General features: G+C 62.2%; 20 protein-coding genes. 10 read left to right on the forward strand and 10 right to left on the reverse strand.

From position 1 onward, the window contains the following. Positions 1–65 precede the first annotated feature (65 nt). Positions 66–656: a glutathione S-transferase family protein gene (locus tag Q5Y75_RS13635; RefSeq protein ID WP_306198251.1), complete on the forward strand. Its 591-nt coding sequence runs from the start codon at positions 66–68 to the stop codon at positions 654–656. Here the strand turns inward: Q5Y75_RS13635 and Q5Y75_RS13640 are convergent. Further along, entirely contained in the window at positions 653–1,837 is a 1,185-nt protein-coding gene (locus Q5Y75_RS13640) for a TIGR03862 family flavoprotein (protein WP_306198253.1), read from the reverse strand. The genes Q5Y75_RS13635 and Q5Y75_RS13640 overlap by 4 nt on opposite strands. 68 nt (positions 1,838–1,905) lie before the next feature. Between Q5Y75_RS13640 and Q5Y75_RS13645 the strand changes: the two genes are divergently transcribed. Then, complete coding sequence (locus Q5Y75_RS13645; RefSeq protein WP_306198255.1) at positions 1,906–2,196, forward strand: HNH endonuclease; 291 nt, start codon at positions 1,906–1,908, stop codon at positions 2,194–2,196. On the opposite strand, the gene Q5Y75_RS13650 is transcribed toward Q5Y75_RS13645, so the two are convergent. Genes Q5Y75_RS13650 through Q5Y75_RS13660 form a run of 3 tightly spaced genes read right to left on the reverse strand, consistent with a single transcriptional unit; the run spans position 2,197 to position 4,270 of the window. Continuing rightward, positions 2,197–2,925, reverse strand: a complete 729-nt coding sequence (locus Q5Y75_RS13650; protein WP_306198257.1) for a VOC family protein — start codon at positions 2,923–2,925, stop codon at positions 2,197–2,199. It lies immediately after the preceding gene. Then, positions 2,922–3,530, reverse strand: a complete 609-nt coding sequence (locus Q5Y75_RS13655; RefSeq protein ID WP_306198259.1) for an enoyl-CoA hydratase/isomerase family protein — start codon at positions 3,528–3,530, stop codon at positions 2,922–2,924. The genes Q5Y75_RS13650 and Q5Y75_RS13655 overlap by 4 nt, the downstream gene beginning before the upstream one ends. After that, a complete protein-coding gene (locus Q5Y75_RS13660; RefSeq protein ID WP_306198754.1) occupies positions 3,527–4,270 on the reverse strand; it encodes an SDR family oxidoreductase in 744 nt (247 codons plus the stop codon). Before Q5Y75_RS13660 ends, Q5Y75_RS13655 begins: the two co-directional genes overlap by 4 nt. A gap of 141 nt (positions 4,271–4,411) precedes the next feature. Here Q5Y75_RS13660 and Q5Y75_RS13665 point away from each other — a divergent pair, with 141 nt between their 5' ends. The 6 genes from Q5Y75_RS13665 (at position 4,412) to lpxK (ending at position 10,735) form a co-directional block, all read left to right on the forward strand. After that, positions 4,412–5,938: a DUF2125 domain-containing protein gene (locus Q5Y75_RS13665; protein WP_306198261.1), complete on the forward strand. Its 1,527-nt coding sequence runs from the start codon at positions 4,412–4,414 to the stop codon at positions 5,936–5,938. A gap of 124 nt (positions 5,939–6,062) precedes the next feature. Further along, positions 6,063–7,409 carry a TldD/PmbA family protein gene (locus tag Q5Y75_RS13670; protein WP_306198263.1) on the forward strand — a complete coding sequence of 449 codons (1,347 nt, stop codon included), beginning with the start codon at positions 6,063–6,065 and terminating at the stop codon, positions 7,407–7,409. Then, positions 7,396–8,181 (forward strand): inositol monophosphatase family protein, encoded by a 786-nt coding sequence (locus Q5Y75_RS13675; protein WP_306198265.1) that lies wholly within the window; start codon positions 7,396–7,398, stop codon positions 8,179–8,181. The genes Q5Y75_RS13670 and Q5Y75_RS13675 overlap by 14 nt, the downstream gene beginning before the upstream one ends. Positions 8,182–8,273: 92 nt before the next feature. Then, positions 8,274–8,516: a DUF4170 domain-containing protein gene (locus Q5Y75_RS13680; protein ID WP_306198267.1), complete on the forward strand. Its 243-nt coding sequence runs from the start codon at positions 8,274–8,276 to the stop codon at positions 8,514–8,516. A gap of 4 nt (positions 8,517–8,520) precedes the next feature. Further along, positions 8,521–9,750 carry a 3-deoxy-D-manno-octulosonic acid transferase gene (locus tag Q5Y75_RS13685; protein WP_306198268.1) on the forward strand — a complete coding sequence of 410 codons (1,230 nt, stop codon included), beginning with the start codon at positions 8,521–8,523 and terminating at the stop codon, positions 9,748–9,750. Beyond that, complete coding sequence (gene lpxK / locus Q5Y75_RS13690) at positions 9,737–10,735, forward strand: tetraacyldisaccharide 4'-kinase (protein ID WP_306198270.1); 999 nt, start codon at positions 9,737–9,739, stop codon at positions 10,733–10,735. Before Q5Y75_RS13685 ends, lpxK begins: the two co-directional genes overlap by 14 nt. Before the next feature lie 59 nt (positions 10,736–10,794). Here the strand turns inward: lpxK and Q5Y75_RS13695 are convergent, their stop codons facing one another. Then, positions 10,795–11,442: a DsbA family protein gene (locus tag Q5Y75_RS13695; protein ID WP_306198272.1), complete on the reverse strand. Its 648-nt coding sequence runs from the start codon at positions 11,440–11,442 to the stop codon at positions 10,795–10,797. Between the two features lie 15 nt (positions 11,443–11,457). Beyond that, on the reverse strand, positions 11,458–11,964 hold the full coding sequence (locus tag Q5Y75_RS13700) for a DUF721 domain-containing protein (RefSeq protein WP_306198274.1): 507 nt from the start codon (positions 11,962–11,964) through the stop codon (positions 11,458–11,460). Between the two features lie 81 nt (positions 11,965–12,045). On the opposite strand from Q5Y75_RS13700, the gene mutY reads away from it, so the two are divergent. Together mutY and Q5Y75_RS13710 are read left to right on the forward strand one after the other, a co-directional pair. Then, entirely contained in the window at positions 12,046–13,104 is a 1,059-nt protein-coding gene (gene mutY, locus Q5Y75_RS13705; protein ID WP_306198276.1) for an A/G-specific adenine glycosylase, read from the forward strand. 58 nt (positions 13,105–13,162) lie between these two features. Beyond that, complete coding sequence (locus tag Q5Y75_RS13710) at positions 13,163–14,296, forward strand: alkane 1-monooxygenase (RefSeq protein WP_306198277.1); 1,134 nt, start codon at positions 13,163–13,165, stop codon at positions 14,294–14,296. Between the two features lie 6 nt (positions 14,297–14,302). Here the strand turns inward: Q5Y75_RS13710 and Q5Y75_RS13715 are convergent, their stop codons facing one another. The 4 genes from Q5Y75_RS13715 to Q5Y75_RS13730 form a co-directional block, all read right to left on the reverse strand. Further along, the gene (locus Q5Y75_RS13715) at positions 14,303–15,685 is read right to left on the reverse strand and encodes an adenylate/guanylate cyclase domain-containing protein (RefSeq protein WP_306198278.1); all 1,383 of its coding nucleotides are present in this window, start codon (positions 15,683–15,685) and stop codon (positions 14,303–14,305) included. Positions 15,686–15,843: 158 nt separating this feature from the next. Further along, positions 15,844–16,947, reverse strand: coding sequence for a site-specific DNA-methyltransferase (locus Q5Y75_RS13720; RefSeq protein ID WP_306198279.1), 1,104 nt, complete (start codon positions 16,945–16,947; stop codon positions 15,844–15,846). Between the two features lie 107 nt (positions 16,948–17,054). Beyond that, positions 17,055–17,672: a ribonuclease HII gene (rnhB, locus tag Q5Y75_RS13725; protein WP_306198756.1), complete on the reverse strand. Its 618-nt coding sequence runs from the start codon at positions 17,670–17,672 to the stop codon at positions 17,055–17,057. Positions 17,673–17,788: 116 nt separating this feature from the next. Further along, positions 17,789–18,241 (reverse strand): hypothetical protein, encoded by a 453-nt coding sequence (locus Q5Y75_RS13730; protein WP_306198281.1) that lies wholly within the window; start codon positions 18,239–18,241, stop codon positions 17,789–17,791. Positions 18,242–18,366 lie beyond the last annotated feature (125 nt).

An 18,366-nucleotide genomic window follows, 5' to 3' on the forward strand; every position in this document is an offset into this window, starting at 1 on the left:
TCGGATTTAGGCATGATCCGGCCCGGAACAGGCCAGAATCGGCTCAACTGAAAATAGGAACCGACATGTACAAGGTTTATGGAAAACCGACGACCAGAGCCTTCCGGGTTCTGTGGATGTTGGAAGAGATCGGCGCAGATTATGAGCTGATCCCCGCCCCATCCCGCAGCCCCGAGGTCACGGCGGTGAACCCGTCCGGCAAGGTGCCGGTTCTTGGGGTCGACGGGGCTTTTATCAGCGACTCCGCAGCGATCCTGACCTTTCTGGCGGATCGGCATGGCGCATTGACTCACCCGGCAGGCACGATTGAACGAGCCAAGCAGGATGCGGTGACGCATTTACTGCTCGATGAGTTGGACGCGGTTCTCTGGACCGCCGCACGGCACTCCTTCGTTTTGCCCCAAGAGCGGCGGACCCCGGAGGTCAAGGACAGTCTGAAATGGGAGTTCGAGCGCAATACGACCCGATTGGCCGAACGGATCAATGGTACCTATCTCTGCGGGGATCAGATGACGATTGCCGATATCATCTGCGTGCATTGCCTGGACTGGGCGGTAAGCGCGAAATTCCCGTTCGAGAACCAGATACTCGCGGATTATGCCGAACCTATCCGCGCGCGGGCTGCCTTTCAGCGGGTCAAGGCGGTGGTCTCTTAAGCCTGCGCATCAAGCTGCGCGGCAGCGGCGCAGCCCGCCCAGCGCCCCGTGGCAAGGCAGGCGGTCAGCAGGTAGCCGCCCGTGGGGGCCTCCCAATCCTGCATTTCTCCGGCACAATAAACGCCGGGCATGCGGGTCAGCATTAGCGTTTCGTCCAGAGCATCGCGGCGCACCCCACCGGCTGTGGAGATTGCCTGATCCATGGGCCGCAGCCCCGCATGCCGGATCGGCAACGCCTTGATCAACCCCGCAAGCAGCTGCGGATCATCCGGCAGCGGGCGTCCGAATTCCATCAGCAGCGCCAGCTTGGCCGCGTCCAGCCCCAGCCGTTTGCGCAAGTGATTGCGAAGGCTGGCTTTGCCGCGCGGCCCCGAAAGCCGCTTTTGAATGGCCTCTAAAGGGGAATTCGCCAACAGGTCGACACGCAACGCGGCGCCCTCGCGCACCGGTTTGCAGATTGTGTAGATTCCACCACCCTCAAGCCCCTGCGCCGACAGAACCGCTTCGCCGCGCGAGATGGTCTCACCCGCTTGCCATGCCACATCTTTCAAGGGTTGCCCCAGGACGGCGGCCATATGCGGCGACCAGTCTACCCGCAGCCCGGCATTTGCCGGTGCAAAGGGGCTGAGCGCGACACCATGGTCTCGCAAAATATCCGCCCAGGAGCCATCAGAGCCAAGCCGTGCCCAGCTTGCCCCGCCCAGCGCCAGGACTACCGCATCAGCTGGGACCATCTGCGGGCCGTCCGATGTCTCAAAAACAACCTGCCCGTCCTGCCATCCGGTCCAGCGCCAGCGGGTGCGGCGGGTCACGCCCAGCCCGTCCAGCCGCGCCAGCCAGGCCCGTAACAGCGGCGAGGCCTTCATCGCGGTTGGAAAGACGCGACCGGTGGAGCCGGTGAAGACCTCCTGATCCAGCCCCCGAGCCCATTCGATTACACATGCAGCATCGAACTCGCTGATCATTGGGCGCAGCCAGCCCGCTGACTCACCATAGGCCGCCAAAAGCGTCTCCAGTGGTTCGTCCTTTGTCAGGTTCAGGCCCGATTTACCCGCCATCAGAAACTTGCGCCCGAAGGAGGGCTTGGCATCAGCCAGCAGCACTGCATGGCCCGCGCGCGCCAGTTCCTCGGCCGCCATCAGCCCGGCAGGACCCGCTCCAATCACCACGGCGTCAGCCATGCCACCCCCTTGCGCGATATCCCCGGCTCGCGGATGCTGCATGTTCAAAGCCAGTCAGTTGAGCCTTCATGTCTGATCCCGTCTGTCCCCTGTGCGCGCGTCCGATACCACCCGGTTCCGGCAGCCTGCATCATCTGATCCCAAAACTGAAAGGGGGCAAGGGCGGACCGACGGTTTTCCTGCACGATATCTGCCATCGCGAAATCCACGCTACGCTGAGCGAAGCCAAACTCGCACGCTCCTTTGACACCATCGCCGCTCTGCGCGCCCATCCACGGTTGGCCAGGTTCATCAACTGGGTGGGCAAACGCCCGCCCGGTTTTCGCTCAAAAGTGCCGGGCAAGCGCCGGGTGCGTTGATCAACCCGGCAGGACAGGTATGCCCGAGGGATCGGTTTCGGCGCTGTCCTGCCCCGAAACTTCGATCCCCAGCAGATCGGGCACCGGCGCAAAAACCGCCTGTTCGATATGCTGGAATTCAAGCAGCGTATAGGGCCGCCGCCACAGCCATTCGCGATTGCCCGCCGCCCAGAGATCGAGCAGCGGCGGTTGTTCATTGGTAAAGGCCAGGAAATGCAGATCGAACCCGTAGGCGCTGACATCCTGTAGCGACAGCAGTTGCATGCCCTGCTCTTTCCAATAGGCGGTATCGGCCTGAATATCGCCGCTGCGCAGGGTGATCTGGCCGATCCGCGCCTCAGCAAGGGGCGCATCCGCATCGCCTGCATCCGACACTCTGTTATCCTCGAAGTCCCATTGCAGCAATTCGATTACAAAGCCTTCAGGGTCGCTCAGATGCGCCATGTAGCCGATATCGAGGAATTGTTTGGGCTCGCTCACCGCGACGCCTTTGTCCCTGAGTGCACGCACGGCGTGGTCGAGATTGGGCAGGGTGATCCCGATCTTCCAATAGCGCTGGGCGGGGTCATGGGCGTAGCCACCGCCGCCGGGGTGCAGCACCAGATCAGCATCCTGCCCGGCATAGCCGACGCGACTGCCGTCAAGTGTCTGCATCCCCAACGCATCAGTATAGAACGCGGCCTGAGCTGCAGGATCAGCGCAGCGCAGATGCAGGCCCGACAGCCTCATGGGCAAAGCTCTGCAATAGCCCCGGCGATGGCGGGGTCCGCCGCCACACTGTCGGCCACCAGATCCTGCGCGGTCTGCATCAGCGCATCCGGCTCAACGATCCGGTCCACAAGCCCGAAGGCATAGGCCTCCTGCGCGGTGATCTTCTGCCCGGCCATCAGGATCAGCCGCGTGCGGGCCGGGCCGATCAGCGCCGCCATGCGCTTGGGATCAGAAGGCTGAGGTTTGAAGCCCAGTTTCATCACCGGGTAAAAGAACTTGGCCGATGGAACCGCAATGCGCAGATCGCAGGCCAGCGCCATCCCGTTGGCTCCACCCGCCAGCGTACCGTTAAGCGCCGCCACCGTCAGGCAGGGCAGCGCCGCAACCGCGCCCGACAGCTTTTCCCACAGATCAGAGGTGGCCAGCCCGGCCTTGGCCTCGTCCAGATCGGCGCCCGCGCTAAAGACCTTGCCCTTGCCGGTCAGGATCAGTGCCCGCGCGTCACGCGCGGCCTCGGCAATTTCCACAAGATCAACCAGCATCGCAGTGGTCAGAGAGTTGGCCTTTTCCGGCCTGTCCAGCGTGACCGTCCAGAGCCCGTCATTGCGCTCGACTTCAATCATATCAAACCAACCCGCTTTCGGATCGCCTCCTGCCGAAGCGAAATCTCGGCCCCCATGAACTCGTCGGCGTCGGTCGAGCACATCCAAAGCAGCGCACGTGCCGGCCAGTCCGGGGGAATATGCACGTCCCAGTCCAACTGACTGACCGGGTTTATGCCCGAGGCCTTGATTTCGCGCTGCATCTGAGTGGCCACTGTGCCCGGCGAAAGACCCATGGCGCGGATGCCGTTGTGACGCTCCTCAAGATCCAGGCAACTGGTCAGCATTGCAGCGCCCGCTTTGGAGGCGCAGTAGTGGCTCCAGGCTTCGATCGCATTATGCGCCGCCCCCGAACTGACCGTGATGATCGTACCGCCTCCAGTCTGGCGCATCACCGGAACCGCTGCTCGCATACCGTAAAAGACGCCCTTGAGATTGACGTCGATCATGTGACCCCAGGCCGCGGGCTCGGCCCCGGCAAGGTGTGAGATCGGGTCGATCACGCCAGCGTTTCCGATCAGGACATCCAGCCGACCAAAGCTTTGCATGCACGTGTTCACGGCCATTTGAACCTGCGCATAATCCGACACATCACAGACCACCGGCACTGCCTGTTCACCGATTTCAGCGGCCAGTTCGTTGACATGCTGGCCGGTCCGCGCCGCCAGCACCAGATTGGCCCCCGCTTGGGCAAAAACACGCGCAGTTTCAGCGCCGATGCCCCTACTGGCACCAGTTATCAAAACGGTTTTGTCCTGCATTTCGGGCACGCTATCCTCCTGCTCGCGACGTCTGACGCACACTTACGTGACCGGCACCGGACGGTCCAGCCCCAGCCCCCCTTGACGCCCGCCCGACAAGAACGGACGATGCGCGCAAATTTGATTTGGAAAGGTTCCCCGATGTCTACTTTTTTGCGCCGCTCCTGCGGAGCCGCTTTTGTTTACGTCATCGCCGTGCAGGGCGCGGCGGCGGATCTGACAGCTCAGGACGTCTGGTCCGACTGGCAGGCCTATATGAGCGGCATGGGCTACGAGGTGAACGCCTCCGAGGCGACCTCCGGTGACGTGACGACCATTACGGACCTGGCAATGACGATGGAGCTGCCCGAAGAAGAGGGCAGCGTCGTCATGACCATCCCTGAGATGACGCTGACCGAAAACGGCGACGGCACGGTTGCGGTCGACTTGCCCGCCTCTTTCCCGCTGACCGTGGATTTCGACGGCCCCGATGCGGGCGATGTACGGATCGAGCTGACCTATTCGCATGACAATCTGGCGATGACGGTGTCCGGCGATCCCGATGACATGAATTACGACTATGCCGCCGACTCGGTCACGGTTGAGCTGGCATCCTTGACCGACGCGGACGAGGCCCTGCCCCCCGATGCGCTCAAGATGCTGATGACGGTCAGCGGCGTCACTGGCACCTCCCAGATGAAGATCGGCGAGATGCGCGACGTCGCTCAAACCATGAAAGCGGCGACGCTGAGCTACAATATCGAGTTCGAAGACCCCGATAATGGCGAGAATGCCTTGATCGCCGGTGAGATGGAGGGGCTGGGCTTTACCGGCAGCGGTGTGCTGCCCAAGGAATGGGACGCGGCGGATTACCAGAGCCTCATGGAATCGGGGTTCAACTTCGCGGGCGGCTTCACCTTTGCGAAGGGCAGCACCAATATCAGCGGCGTCGCCGAAGGCAGCCCGTTCACGCTCGCCAGCAGCTCTCAGGGCGGCGCATTCGATATCGCGATGACGGGTTCGCAGGTCAAATATGACGTGAAGCAGAATGATACGAAACTGGCCGTCACATCCGGCGATCTGCCCTTCCCGCTGGAAATGGAAATGACCGGGGCCGGAGTGAATTTTGAATTCCCGGTTCAGGCTGGCGACACGCCGCAGCCCTTCGCCTTTGGCATGAGCCTCACCGATTTCACCATGTCCGACATTCTGTGGAGCATGTTCGACCCTGCCGGCGCCCTGCCTCGTGACCCTGCCACCGTGGTTCTGGACACCGAAGGCACGGCAACGGTTCTGGTCGACTTCATGGACCCGGCTGTGGCGGAAACCCTGGAGGCGACCGAAGCGATGCCGGGTCAGCTTGAGACGCTGAACATCAAGCAGTTGCTGGTGTCGATGGTCGGCGCCAAACTCTCGGGCACCGGTGCGTTTGCGTTTGACAACGAAAACACCGAGGAATTTGGCGGTATGCCCGCGCCGTCCGGTGTGGCCAACCTGGAACTGACCGGCGCCAACGCTCTGATCGACAAGCTGATCGGCATGGGATTGATGGCCGATTCCGACGCCATGGGTGCGCGAATGATGATGGGCATGCTGGCCGTACCCGGCGATGCGCCCGATACGCTGACCTCCGAGATCGAGATCAACAAGCAGGGCCATATCACGGCCAATGGGCAGCGCATCAAGTAACCTGCCATAAAGACACCGGACGGGCCGCATATGCGGCCCGTTTCTTGTTCCGGACACCGGCCCGCCTTGAAGCGGAACGACCGCAGGGCTAGGTCCGGGGAAGACAAAAGGAATTGAGACCCGCATGACACACCATCCCGGAGATATCTGCCAGGACCTGCTGAAAGCCGCGCGCGCCGCCGGTGCCGATGCGGCGGATGCTATCGTGCTGCAGGGCAGCTCGGTCTCGGTCGAGGTGCGCAAGGGTGCGCTGGAACATGCGGAACGTTCCGAGGATACCGATCTGGGCCTGCGGGTTCTGCTGGGCCAGCGCCAGGCGCTGGTGTCAACCTCGGACATGCGCCCCGAAGCGCTGACAGAGATGGCCGAACGCGCGGTTGCCATGGCCCGCGAAGCACCCGAAGACCCCTATTGCGGGTTGGCAGAGGCAAGCGAGCTGGCGGCGGACGTTTCGGCAGAGGCGCTCGATCTGGCCGATCCCACCGATCCTCCGACGCCAGAAGCGCTGATGCAGGACGCGCTGGCCGCTGAGGCCGTCGCGATGGCTGTCGAAGGCGTTACTCAGGTCTCGGATGCGGCGGCAGGCTATGGCGAGCATTACGTGCATCTCGCCGCAAGCAACGGGTTTTCCGGTGGCTATGCCCGCACCGGCCGCTCACTGTCCTGCGTGGCGATCTCGGGCAGCGGCACCGGGATGGAGCGCGACTATGATGGCGACAGCCGCACCCACCAGAGCGATCTGCGCAAGCCCGAAGAGATCGGGCGTCTTGCCGCTGAGCGCGCGGTCAGCATCCAGGGCGCGCGCAAGCCGCAGACCGGCACGTTCCCGGTTCTGTTTGATGAGCGGATTTCATCCTCGCTGATCGGGCATCTGATGGCGGCCTGCAACGGCGCGTCTGTGGCGCGCGGCTCTTCATGGCTCAGCGACGGGCTGCATACGCAGGTGCTACCCGAGGGCCTGTCGCTGATCGAAGATCCCCATCGGCCCCGCGCCTCCAGCTCGCGCCCCTTTGATGCCGAAGGTCTGGCCACGCGCCGCCGCGTGGTGGTTGACAAGGGCGTTCTGATGGGCTGGACGCTTGATCTGGCCAGCGGGCGCAAGCTCGACATGCCCTCCACCGGCAATGCCACGCGCGGTGTATCGTCACCGCCCTCGCCCAGCAGCTGGAACCTGTCGCTGACGCAAGGGATAGCCAGCCGCGCCGATCTGATGCGCGATATGGGCACGGGCCTTTTGGTGACCTCGATGATCGGCTCAACCATCAATCCAAATACCGGCGACTATTCCCGCGGCGCGTCAGGCTTCTGGATCGAGAATGGCGAGATTGCCTATCCGGTCAATGAATGCACGATTGCGGGCAACCTGCGCGACATGCTGTTGCGGATCATCCCGGCCAATGACGCGCGCACCTACCTGTCGCGCGTGGTGCCCTCGCTGCTGATCGAAGGGATGACCCTTGCCGGGAACTGACCTGCCGCTGCTGATGGACGCCGCCCGCGAGGCCGGGCAGATCGCGACACGCTTTTTCAGGCGCGGCCATCAAAGCTGGGACAAGCCCGGTGGTGCCGGGCCGGTGACCGAGGCCGATCTGGCCGTCAACAAGATGCTTGAGGAAACCCTGCCCGCGGCCCGGCCCGATTATGGCTGGCTGAGCGAAGAGAGCGAGGATAGCAGCGACCGGCTGAACAAGTCGCATGTCTTCATCCTCGACCCGATCGACGGTACGCGCAGCTTTACCGAAGGCTCGCGCACCTGGGCGCATTCCTTTGCGGTCGCGCGGGACGGGATCATCACGGCGGCGGTGATCTACCTGCCGCTGCGCGACCTGATGTATTGCGCCGCCGCCGGTCATGGCGCGACGCTCAATGGTGAGCAGATCTCAGCATCTCAAACACAAATGCTGGATTTGGCAGAGATCCTGTCGGCGCGCCCGAACATGGACGGCCGGCATTGGAAAGAGGGCCAGCCGCCGGGGTTCAGGCGCAGCTATCGCCCCTCGCTGGCCTATCGTCTGGCACTGGTGGCACAGGGGCGGTTTGACGGGATGCTGACCCTGCGCCGCAGCTGGGAATGGGACATCGCGGCAGGCGATCTGATCCTGCGCGAAGCGGGTGGCGGCTGCACCGACCGCAATGGTGCGCCGCTTCGGTTCAACAACCCATCAGCACAAGTTGACGGGGTTGTCGCAGGCGGCATCGCGGTGCAGCAACAACTGACCGGCGCGCTGAAACCGGTAACCTGACGCCTGCCCGTAAACGGGCCATCCGCTTGACCCGCAGCATGATTTCCGTAGGTTGCCGGGCGACCCCGTGACCATGACACAAGGAATTCCGCATGGCTCAGCGACTGCATCTCGTCTTTGGCGGCGAGCTTGTCGACCCCACCAAAAGCGTCTTCAAGGATGTCGACGACATTCATATCGTGGGCATGTTCCCCGACTACCAAAGCGCCTATGACGCCTGGAAGGCCGAGGCACAGCGCACCGTGGACAATGCCCATATGCGCTATTTCATCGCCCATATTCACCGCCTGCGCGACGAAGCAGCCGAGGCCTCGTCAACGGAAGAACTGGGATAAGTTCTTGGCCCGCTCGCTCAGCCTTGCAGCCTACCGCGTCTTGTCCTGGCGCGGCGGACCGGTCCCCGAGGGTGAATTGCCGCCCCGGCCCCGAGGTGAGCTGTTATGGGTGCATGTCACGACACGCAACCGCTTTACGGTGCTGGCAGAGATGTGCCGCAGGCTGCTGGCGCAGCGGCCGGAACTGCATGTGCTGTTCACCGCCCCCACCGAGAACGAGATTCGCGCCTGGGGCGGTGTCGGCGCGAATATGATCGCACTGCCTTCCGACCAACCTGCGGCGGCGCGCGCGTTTCTGGACCATTGGCAGCCGGATATGTGCCTCTGGTCCGGGGGCGGGTTGCAGCCCAACCTGATCAGCCTCGCCGCCACGCGCCAGGTGGCGCTGGTGCTGCTGGATGTCAACGAGGCCGAACTGACCCTACGCAAGCACCAATGGGTGCCCGACCTGATGCGCACCACACTGGAATGTTTTGACAGTATCCTGGCCAACGGGGAACGCGCCGCGCGTGATATCCGAAAGCTGGGTGTCGCCGGGTCGAAAGTATCGGTCTCAGCCGAACTGCGCGCCAGCCCCAACCCCAGCCCCTGGCCCGAAGAGGAACTGGTCAAGACCACGCAGACCCTGGCCGGGCGCCCGATCTGGTTGTCGGCCTGGACCCAGAAAAGCGAGTTTCCCTATGTTGAAACCGCCCATCGCAACGCGCTGCGACTGCTGCACCGGCTGCTTTTGGTTCTGCATCTGGCCAACCCGAAAGAAACGCCAGCCTTGCGCGCCCAACTCGAAGCGGCAGGCCTGCGTTGCGCCGATTGGGATGCGGGCGACGAGATCGAAGACAACGTGCAGGTCATCCTGACTTCGGAACCCGAGGATCTGGGTCTATGGTACCGGATCGCACCGCTGACCTTCATGGGCAGTTCGCTGGTCTCTGGCGCGGGCGGGCGCGACCCGCTGACGGCGGTGGCGCTTGGATCCGCCGTTTTACACGGCCCAAATATCGGCACCCAGCGCAGCAGCTATGTCCGGCTGGCCGCAGCGGGTGCCGCGCAATCTGTAAAGGATGCCACCGCGCTGGCCGATGGCATTGTCCGACTGCTGGCACCCGATCAAGCCGCTGAAATGGCGCTGGCCGGGTGGCAGGTGGTCACCGAAGGGGCACAGTTGACCGATCAGTTGATCGACCTGATCGAAGACAAGCTGGACGAAAGCAGACCCGACCATGCGAGCGCCTGAGTTTTGGAACACGCGCCCTGACGCGCTGGATTGGCGGGCCCGGCTGTTGTCACCTCTGGGTGCGATTTACGGCGGGATGACCGCGCGTCGTCTGGCCCAGAACGAGGGTAAGACCGCCGGTGTCCCGGTGATCTGCGTCGGCAATCTGAATGCAGGCGGCACCGGCAAGACACCGACTGTGATCTGGGTTGTGGAACAATTGCGCGATGCCGGGCACGAACCACATGTGGTCAGCCGGGGCTATGGCGGCAGCGAGACCGGACCAATCCGGGTCGAGCCTGCCCGCCATCATGCGCGTCAGGTGGGCGACGAGCCGCTGCTGCTTGCCGCCTTTGCCGAGGTCTGGGTCGCCCGCGACCGGGTCGCCGGGGCACAGGCAGCTGCCGCTGCCGGGGCCACCGTCATCGTGCTGGATGACGGGTTCCAGAACCCGGCATTGGCCAAGGATTTCTCAATCATGGTGGTGGATGCCGGCATCGGCTTTGGCAACGGCCTCTGCCTGCCTGCCGGGCCATTGCGCGAACCGGTTGCTGAGGGGTTGAAGCGCGCCGATCTGGTGCTGTCGATCGGCGAGGCAGTGGCGCAGCACCGGTTCACTGCCAACTGGGGCGCGGCCGTGAGCGTGCCACATGCGCGCGGTGTACTGAAGCCGCTGCAGACCGGCATGGACTGGACCGCGCTGCCAGTACTGGCCTTTGCGGGTATCGGGCATCCCGAGAAGTTCTTTCGCTCGCTACGCGCGCAGGGTGCCGACCTGAAACGCGGCGAGGCGCTGGACGATCATCAGCCGCTCACCATGGCCCTGCTGACCCGGCTGGAAAAAGAGGCGCGGCATCTGGGTGCGCAGCTTGTCACCACCGAAAAAGACGCCGCGCGGCTGCCCGCTGCCTTTCGTCGCAAGGTGATCACGCTGCCGGTCCGGCTGCAGGTGGAGGCGGGCCAAGAGGTGCGCGACCGGATGCTGGAAAAGGCCCCGCGCCCCTGAATGACAAAAACCCCGGACCATCGCCGGGGTTTTGCGTTCATACCGCGAAGGGGGCGCGCTCAGCTTCCCAGTTCTTCTTCGATCAGCTGCTTAAAACTGGAATAGGATTGATTGCTCACCTTCTTGCCGTTCACAACGAAGCTGGGCGTGGCCTGGACATCGTCGCGCTCGGCATTTTCCTGATACCATTCAACAAGCGTTTGCGCCTTGTTGGCATCCTGCAAACAGGCCTGCAATTGCGCGTCTTCGAGGCCAGCCAAACGCCCGATCTTGCTGAGTTCCTCGACGATTTCAGACGGGCCCCCTGCTCGTGCCCAGCCCGATTGCCGCTCGAAGATCAGATCGGTGACGCCAAAGAACTTCTCGGGCCCACCGCAACGCGCAACCATCGAGGCCCAGAGTCCCGGACGGTCGAAATAGACCTCCCGATAGACGAACTTGACCTTGCCGGTATCGATGAAGTCCTTCTTGAGCTGCTTGTATGGCCCCTCGTGAAAACTGGCGCAATGCGGGCAGGTATAAGAGGCGTATTCGATGATCTCGACGGGCGCGTCCTCAGCCCCCTGTACCATCTCGACGATGGTCGATGTGTCGACCTCCTGCGCCTCGGCGGCGCCGATCAGCGAGACATTTGATGTCTGGCTCAGCAACAGCCCTCCGGCGGCCAGCGCCACAGCGGCGCAAATTGCGGGTGCGATACGGGTCATTTTTTAGGCCCTTCCTTAGCGTTTTTGCCTGGTTAATACGTTGCGCCCCAACCGTTCGAGCGCATCGCGCAGATCGTCATTGTTGACGCCCTGCGCGGCCTTGCTCGCCTTAGTGACGATCTCGGCGGGGATTTCTTTGGTCTTTGGTGTCTGCTGATGTGCGAAACTGGCCTGCCCTTCGGCAAATCCGGTCGGCGCGGTCTGGGTAAGTCGGATGCGGGCAATCGCGTTATAGCCATAGACCGCGTTCACCTTTTCGCGCAGGTGTTCTTTCTGCATCTCCAGCATCGGCGCCTGCGCGCCCGTGGTCAGCACCGAAAGCGTCGCGCCAAAGCCACCGCGCCCATAGCTGACATTCACCGGACGGCAGATTGCGGCGATATCCTGTCCGACAATCTCGGCCCAATGGGTGATTACCCGCGAGACGGCAAAACCACGGCTTTCGCCTGCCCGGCGAATCTGGTCGTTGAGCAGGTTGGAAGTGCGTTTGAAGCCACGGGTCGTGGAACGTCTGGCCGGCATCTGGTATCCGCCTCCTTGTGACCTATTGTAAGGCCCGCGCGTGGGCGCGCCAGCGAAACCGGACATTCGGAGGCATAAAACTTGCGTGACTTAAAGCCACAGACAGAGCTGAGCCGCGCGCTGCTCGACTGGTATGATATCCATGCTCGCGAGATGCCCTGGAGGGTCGGCCCTGCGGACCGGGCGGCGGGTATCCGGCCCGATCCCTATCGGGTGTGGCTGTCCGAGGTGATGCTGCAACAAACCACTGTGGCCGCCGTTACCAATTATTTCCAGCGGTTTACGCGACGCTGGCCCACGATACGCGATCTGGCCGCTGCCGAGGATGGCGATGTGATGGGTGAATGGGCCGGGCTTGGCTATTACGCGCGGGCCCGCAACCTGCTGAAATGCGCGCGCGTTGTCGCCGACGAGCTGGGCGGGGTTTTTCCGGATTTCCATGACGATCTGCTGAAACTACCGGGCATCGGGCCGTATACAGCGGCCGCTATCGCCTCGATCGCATTCGACCAACCTGAAACCGTCATGGACGGCAATGTGGAACGGGTCATGGCGCGGCTGCATGACCTGCATGACCCGCTGCCGGGCTCCAAACCCGCCCTGAAGGCATATGCAACCGCATTGACCCCGGGCGAGCGGCCTGGGGACTATGCGCAGGCGGTGATGGATCTGGGGGCCACCATCTGCACGCCCAGATCACCTGCCTGCGGCATCTGCCCGGTGATGGATGCCTGCGCTGCCCGCCGCGCCGGGACGGCGGCTGACCTACCGCGCAAATCCCCCAAGAAGGCGAAACCAACGCGTTACGGATACGCCTATCTTGCACGGCTTGAGGATGGCGCATGGGTGCTAGAACGGCGTCCCGACAAGGGGTTACTGGGCGGCATGCTGGGCTGGCCTGGACCCGACTGGTCAGAGGCACCCAATGACGCGCCGCCCTTTGCGGGTACATGGATCGACCTGCCCGGCGAGGTGCGCCACACCTTCACCCATTTCCACCTGATCCTGCGTCTGCGCACCGCCACGCTTGCACAAGCCCCCTCCGTCGAAGGGATCGAGGTGATTGCCAAGAACCAGTTCCGTCCCGGCGACTTGCCTACCGTGATGCGAAAGGCGCATGCCCTCTGGCAGGCGCAATAGCGGGAGTTGCGGGTCGCGCCCAAAACGCTAGTTTTTGCCCATAAGTTCGGAGGCGATGATGATCCCAAACGAAACCCTGTCGCGCTGGCAAAGTGCCCTGCCCTTCTGGATCTCTTTCCTTTTGATCCCGCTGGTCTGGGTGGCGGCGATTCAGGGTGGCCTGTGGCTGTTGGCGGTTCCTCTGGCTACATGGTGGTCCTTTGGAGTGCTGGACCGGGTTCTGGGCCTCAACCTGGAAAATGCCGACCCGCAAACCGGGGATGGCGATCTGCGCTGGTACATCGTGCTGACCCAGATCTGGGTGCCGCTGCAGTTTCTCACCCTCTTTGGCCTGATCGCCTATAGTGCGCATAGCGACCATCTGGGCAGTGGCAGCAAAATCGCGCTGTTCATCGGGGTGGGCGTGATCACAGGCACGATCGGCATCAATTATTCCCATGAGCTGATGCACCAGAAAAGCCGGGGTGAGCGCTGGCTCGGTGATCTGCTGCTGGCGATGGTGCTTTATTCACATTTCCGCTCCGAGCATCTGTTGGTCCATCACCGCCATGTGGGCACCCCTCGCGATCCGGTCACCGCGCGTTACAACGAGGGGTTTCACCGTTTCTATCCGCGCGTTTTGCTGCAATCGCTGAAATCGGCCTTTGGTGCGGAAAAGGCCCAGCTTGCCCGTAGGGGGCAGCCCTGGACCAACCTCAAAAACCCGTTCTTTCGCTATTGGGGTTTGCAGGCGGGCATGCTGCTGCTGGCGCTATTGTTGGGGGGGCGGTCAGGTCTGGGCCTGTTCCTGCTGCAGGCCGGGGTCGCGATCTGGCAGCTGGAGCTGGTCAATTATGTGGAACATTATGGTCTGACGCGAAAGCATCTGGGTGACGGCAAGTACGAACATGTCAAACCGCGCCATTCCTGGAACGCGGCGCAGAAGGCCTCCAACTGGTTGCTGATCAACCTGCAACGCCATTCGGATCATCACTACAAACCCGACCGCCGCTTTCCGCTATTGCAAAACTACGACAATAATGATGCGCCACAATTGCCCTATGGCTATCCGGTGATGACACTTGCCGCAATGATCCCGCCACTCTGGCGGCGCGTGATGAACCCGCGCGTGCGGGCCTGGCGGCGGCGGCACTACCCTGAGATCACCGATTGGACACCCTATAACAAAGGGCAGAACCCCTTGCCGCGCTGAGGCAGATCAACACGCCCAGACCGTGACCGGCCCGTCGAGACCCCGGATGGTCTGATCTGGGTATTCCACCAATCCCTCGACGACCCGTTCTGATCCGCCGGTTTCCGCGATGATCTGCGCGCGCGCCTCTTCGCTGAGCGCAAAGGGTTTGGGCAGCTGACGCGTCAGCGCCTCAAGCCGCGACGCCACGTTCACCGCTGTCCCGATCACCGCATATTCCAAGCGGTTCGCCCCGATATCGCCCATCACCACAGGGCCGTAATGCAGCCCGATACCAATCTCGATCTCCGGCAAGCCGGACCGGCGCCGCTGGATGTTCCAGCGGTCCATCTCTGCCAGCATCGCCATGGCGCATTGATAGCCGTTGGTTGCATCCCGCTCCCCCGCAACCGGCGTGCCGAAGGTCGCCATCAGCCCGTCGCCCAGATATTTATCCAGCGTGCCGTGATGGCGGAACACCTCGGTCTCCATCCTTGCGTGAAAGGCGCGCAGCATCTCCACCACTTCATAGGCGTCCCGCGATGCGGCAAACCGGGTGAAGCCGACGATATCCACAAACAGGATCGCGATATCCTCGCTGCGCACCTGTTTCAGCGGCTCATCATTCTGCGAAAGCTGGTCGACAACATTGGGCGAGAAGTAGCGGGACAGATTGGCCCTCTCACGTTCCAGACCCGCATTTGTCATCAGCAACCGGTTCAGACGCCGCATCGACACCCCAAGGGTCACGGCAACCATCACAAATACGATGACCTGCTGAATGCGCTGCGGGATCATGAAGCTGTTGGGATCAAGCAGTTCGGCCACGTCGGGAAATCCTGCCAGCGCCTCGTTCACGCGCTCGGTCAATCCGGGTATCGGCTTCGCGACCCACCAGGCAACCAGCCAGCCAACCGTCCAAATCCCCGCTGTCCACGTCCCGATTGCGACAACCGTGCGCCACGAATAGGCCAGCGTCCCTGCCGCAAGGATGATGAAGAAATATTGAAAGTTGTCGAACCGATACTGCATTGCCAACGGCCGGACATCATCGCTGAACGGGTTGGGGACCACCATCCCCAGCGTCATGATCAGAAGATCGACGAATATCAGCAGCAATTCGGTTCGCGATTGTCCAACCCGGCCTGCGCGCCGGATCAGCCAGCCATTGGCGCAGATCAGCAGCAGGATGAAGTGGTAATACAGGACATCCCAATTCGGATTCAGAAACACAAGCAGCACTGCTGTAAGCGCCATAGCGATCCAACGGGCGCGGACCGCAAGTTCAAGCCCTTCGCGCTTGTGCCGTTCCAATGCCGCCTGCGTGTATTTGTTGTCCAGCTCCACCTCATCTGGAAGCGTGAAGGACAAGCGCCTCAAACCCGTTATGTCGGCACTGCTCTGGCTCATGTTTCCGGGCTCCTCACGTCGGGCCAAATTATGGCTACCATCCTGCCAGCCGATGGTCTCTGCGACAAAAGAAAAGGCCCCGCCGGGAACGGCGGGGCAAGGTTTAGTGCCTCGTGTCAGGCCACAGGCACCGGCGGTATTCTATCTGTGTGGATTGGTCAGTTCTGCATCTCGGCGCGGATCTGCTGGCGCAGCACGTCGATCGGCACGGTCTTGCCCTCGCGACGGAAACACCAATAGGTCCAGCCATTGCAGGAGGGCGCGTTTTCCAGATGGGCCCCGACCTGATGGATCGAGCCTTTGATATTGTCACCCACCAGCGTGCCATCAGCCCGCACCTTGGCCTTGTGACGCTGGTTCATCGAAAACAGCTCCTCACCCGGGCGCAGCATGCCGCGTTCGACTAGTTGGCCAAAGGGCACGCGCGGCTCGGCGCGTTTGCTAGCGCTGACCTGCAGGGCGTCGCGGTCGAACTTGCGCACCTTGGCGATGCGTTTCTCGGCCACCTTACGATAGGCCTCTTCCCGTTCGATCCCGATGAATTCACGGCCCAGCATCTTGGCCACGGCCCCGGTCGTGCCCGTGCCAAAGAACGGGTCCAGCACCACATCACCGGGGTTGGTGGAGCCGACCAGAATCCGGTGCAGCAGCGATTCCGGCTTTTGCGTCGGGTGCGCCTTGTCGCCCTTGTCGTCCTTCAGCCGTTCATGCCCGGTGCAGATCGGCAGCACCCAGTCGCTGCGCATCTGCACGCCTTCGTTCAGCGCCTTCAGCGCCTCGTAATTGAAGGTATATTTCGCGCCCTCGGCCTTGGAGGCCCAGATCATCGTCTCATGCGCATTGGTGTAACGCTTGCCGCGAAAGTTCGGCATCGGGTTCGACTTGCGCCAGACCACGTCGTTGAGAATCCAGTAGCCTTCGTCCTGCAGCGTTGCGCCGACGCGGAAGATATTGTGATACGACCCGATCACCCAGATCGCGCCATTGGGTTTCAAAAGACGCCGCGCTGCCTTGAGCCAGGCCTTGGTGAACTGATCATAGGCCTTGAAGCTGGAAAACTGGTCCCAATCGTCATCGACTGCATCAACCTGAGAGTTGTCGGGGCGGTGCAGCTGCCCTTTGAGCTGCAGGTTATAGGGCGGATCTGCAAAAATCAGATCGACACACCCCTCCGGCAGACTGTTCATCACATCGATGCAGTCCCCGGCAATGATCGAGTTTAAAGGGAGCGCAACTGCGCCCTTCGTCTTGGTTTTCGTCATTTTCTGCCTCAAGTTCCGCGGCGCATTTTTGCGCTCATCTGGTTGTGATCAGGATGAGTCAAAGCGGATTCGGCGTCAAATTCTTTTTTGAATCAAGAGCTTACGATTTACTCTTGATACAAGATATTGTGTACCGGCTTGAAGGAACGTCTATGATGTGGGGTTGGCCCAAGATTTCGGAGCGCCGTTCTGTGCTCCAGCGTCGGATATCCCTTGTTTCGCGCCCACCCGTATTCCGGGTGCTGTTGCGCCAAATCCACCATGATCCGATCGCGGTGCATTTTTGCCACGATCGAGGCAGCGGCGATCGACACCGAGCGGGTATCGCCCTTGATCACCGGCTGCGCGGGCAAGTCCAGGCCCTTGGGGACCAGATTGCCGTCGATCAGCAGATAGTCGGGCGCCGGGTCCAGCACCGCAATCGCGCGGATCATCGCAAAATGCGCCGCACGCAGGATGTTATGCTGCTCGATCTCTTCGACGCTGGCTTCTGCGATGGCAACTTCGGCGCGGGCGAGCAACTGTTCCTCCAGCACAGCGCGGCGCTTTTCGGTCAGTTTCTTCGAATCGTTCAACCCCTCGGGAATGTCTGATGGGTCCAGAATCACGGCAGCGGCCATGACCGGCCCGGCCAGCGGGCCGCGCCCGACCTCATCCACACCCGCGATGCGGCGATATCCACGCCCACGCAGGAACTCTTCCAACTGATAATCCGGCAATGACATGCCCATGGAAAAGCGCGTTTGTCCCCCGGACGCAAGCAAAATGGAGAGAGGGGTCGCCCCCTCTCTCCACCTGTGCGGCCCACTGTTCCAGACCGTCACTGCTCGATAACCCTGAGTCAGCCTGCAAAGCGGTACCCGTTGCGGCGCAGGCAGCGCGGCTCATAAGCCCTGCGGGAACGCTCGCCGTTCCAATAGGTGATTTGGCATTGCTGCGGCAGCGTGTCCGCGTGCTTATAGTGGCGCTTCAGACATTTCCGTTTCATCAGCGGGGCGCTCGCGGGATAGCCTTTGACCGCCTTCAGGCAATGACGTGGCAAATCGTATTTCGCCACCTGCGGCGGCAGGGGTCGAACCGAATGGATCTGCGGAGCCTGAGGGATATGGCTCCGGGTGACCTGAGCGCGTTCGCGTTTCTTCTTGTTGTTGCGATGCACAACCACACCCAAAATGGTCAGCGCAGCCAGCCCGCCGAGGATCTTTGCGGTGTCGTTGGCTCGGGCAGGGGCGGCGGAAATTGCGGTAATGGCGATGGCGAGCGAAACGATCAGGGCAATGAACTTGCGGTGCATAAGAGGGGTCCTTTCAGTATGTCCATGCCCATACCGGCAGGTGCGGGCTGTGATGTCCTGAAACTGGGGCGGGTGGGCGCGGCCAAGCAATATCGCTGGCGTGTTATCCGATATCATTGGGCCCA

It is taken from the genome of Ruegeria discodermiae (assembly GCF_030758345.1).
In the GTDB taxonomy this organism is placed as follows: Bacteria; Pseudomonadota; Alphaproteobacteria; order Rhodobacterales; family Rhodobacteraceae; genus Ruegeria_C.

Excerpts from the sequence above, each read along its gene's own strand:
- Q5Y75_RS13635 (WP_306198251.1), top strand. The coding sequence starts at position 66 with ATGTACAAGGTTTATGGAAAACCGACGACCAGAGCCTTCCGGGTTCTG.
- Q5Y75_RS13640 (WP_306198253.1), bottom strand. The coding sequence starts at position 1,837 with ATGGCTGACGCCGTGGTGATTGGAGCGGGTCCTGCCGGGCTGATGGCG.
- Q5Y75_RS13645 (WP_306198255.1), top strand. The coding sequence starts at position 1,906 with ATGTCTGATCCCGTCTGTCCCCTGTGCGCGCGTCCGATACCACCCGGT.
- Q5Y75_RS13650 (WP_306198257.1), bottom strand. The coding sequence starts at position 2,925 with ATGAGGCTGTCGGGCCTGCATCTGCGCTGCGCTGATCCTGCAGCTCAG.
- Q5Y75_RS13655 (WP_306198259.1), bottom strand. The coding sequence starts at position 3,530 with ATGATTGAAGTCGAGCGCAATGACGGGCTCTGGACGGTCACGCTGGAC.
- Q5Y75_RS13660 (WP_306198754.1), bottom strand. The coding sequence starts at position 4,270 with ATGCAGGACAAAACCGTTTTGATAACTGGTGCCAGTAGGGGCATCGGC.
- Q5Y75_RS13665 (WP_306198261.1), top strand. The coding sequence starts at position 4,412 with ATGTCTACTTTTTTGCGCCGCTCCTGCGGAGCCGCTTTTGTTTACGTC.
- Q5Y75_RS13670 (WP_306198263.1), top strand. The coding sequence starts at position 6,063 with ATGACACACCATCCCGGAGATATCTGCCAGGACCTGCTGAAAGCCGCG.
- Q5Y75_RS13680 (WP_306198267.1), top strand. The coding sequence starts at position 8,274 with ATGGCTCAGCGACTGCATCTCGTCTTTGGCGGCGAGCTTGTCGACCCC.
- lpxK (WP_306198270.1), top strand. The coding sequence starts at position 9,737 with ATGCGAGCGCCTGAGTTTTGGAACACGCGCCCTGACGCGCTGGATTGG.
- Q5Y75_RS13695 (WP_306198272.1), bottom strand. The coding sequence starts at position 11,442 with ATGACCCGTATCGCACCCGCAATTTGCGCCGCTGTGGCGCTGGCCGCC.
- Q5Y75_RS13700 (WP_306198274.1), bottom strand. The coding sequence starts at position 11,964 with ATGCCGGCCAGACGTTCCACGACCCGTGGCTTCAAACGCACTTCCAAC.
- Q5Y75_RS13710 (WP_306198277.1), top strand. The coding sequence starts at position 13,163 with ATGATCCCAAACGAAACCCTGTCGCGCTGGCAAAGTGCCCTGCCCTTC.
- Q5Y75_RS13715 (WP_306198278.1), bottom strand. The coding sequence starts at position 15,685 with ATGAGCCAGAGCAGTGCCGACATAACGGGTTTGAGGCGCTTGTCCTTC.
- Q5Y75_RS13720 (WP_306198279.1), bottom strand. The coding sequence starts at position 16,947 with ATGACGAAAACCAAGACGAAGGGCGCAGTTGCGCTCCCTTTAAACTCG.
- rnhB (WP_306198756.1), bottom strand. The coding sequence starts at position 17,672 with ATGTCATTGCCGGATTATCAGTTGGAAGAGTTCCTGCGTGGGCGTGGA.
- Q5Y75_RS13730 (WP_306198281.1), bottom strand. The coding sequence starts at position 18,241 with ATGCACCGCAAGTTCATTGCCCTGATCGTTTCGCTCGCCATCGCCATT.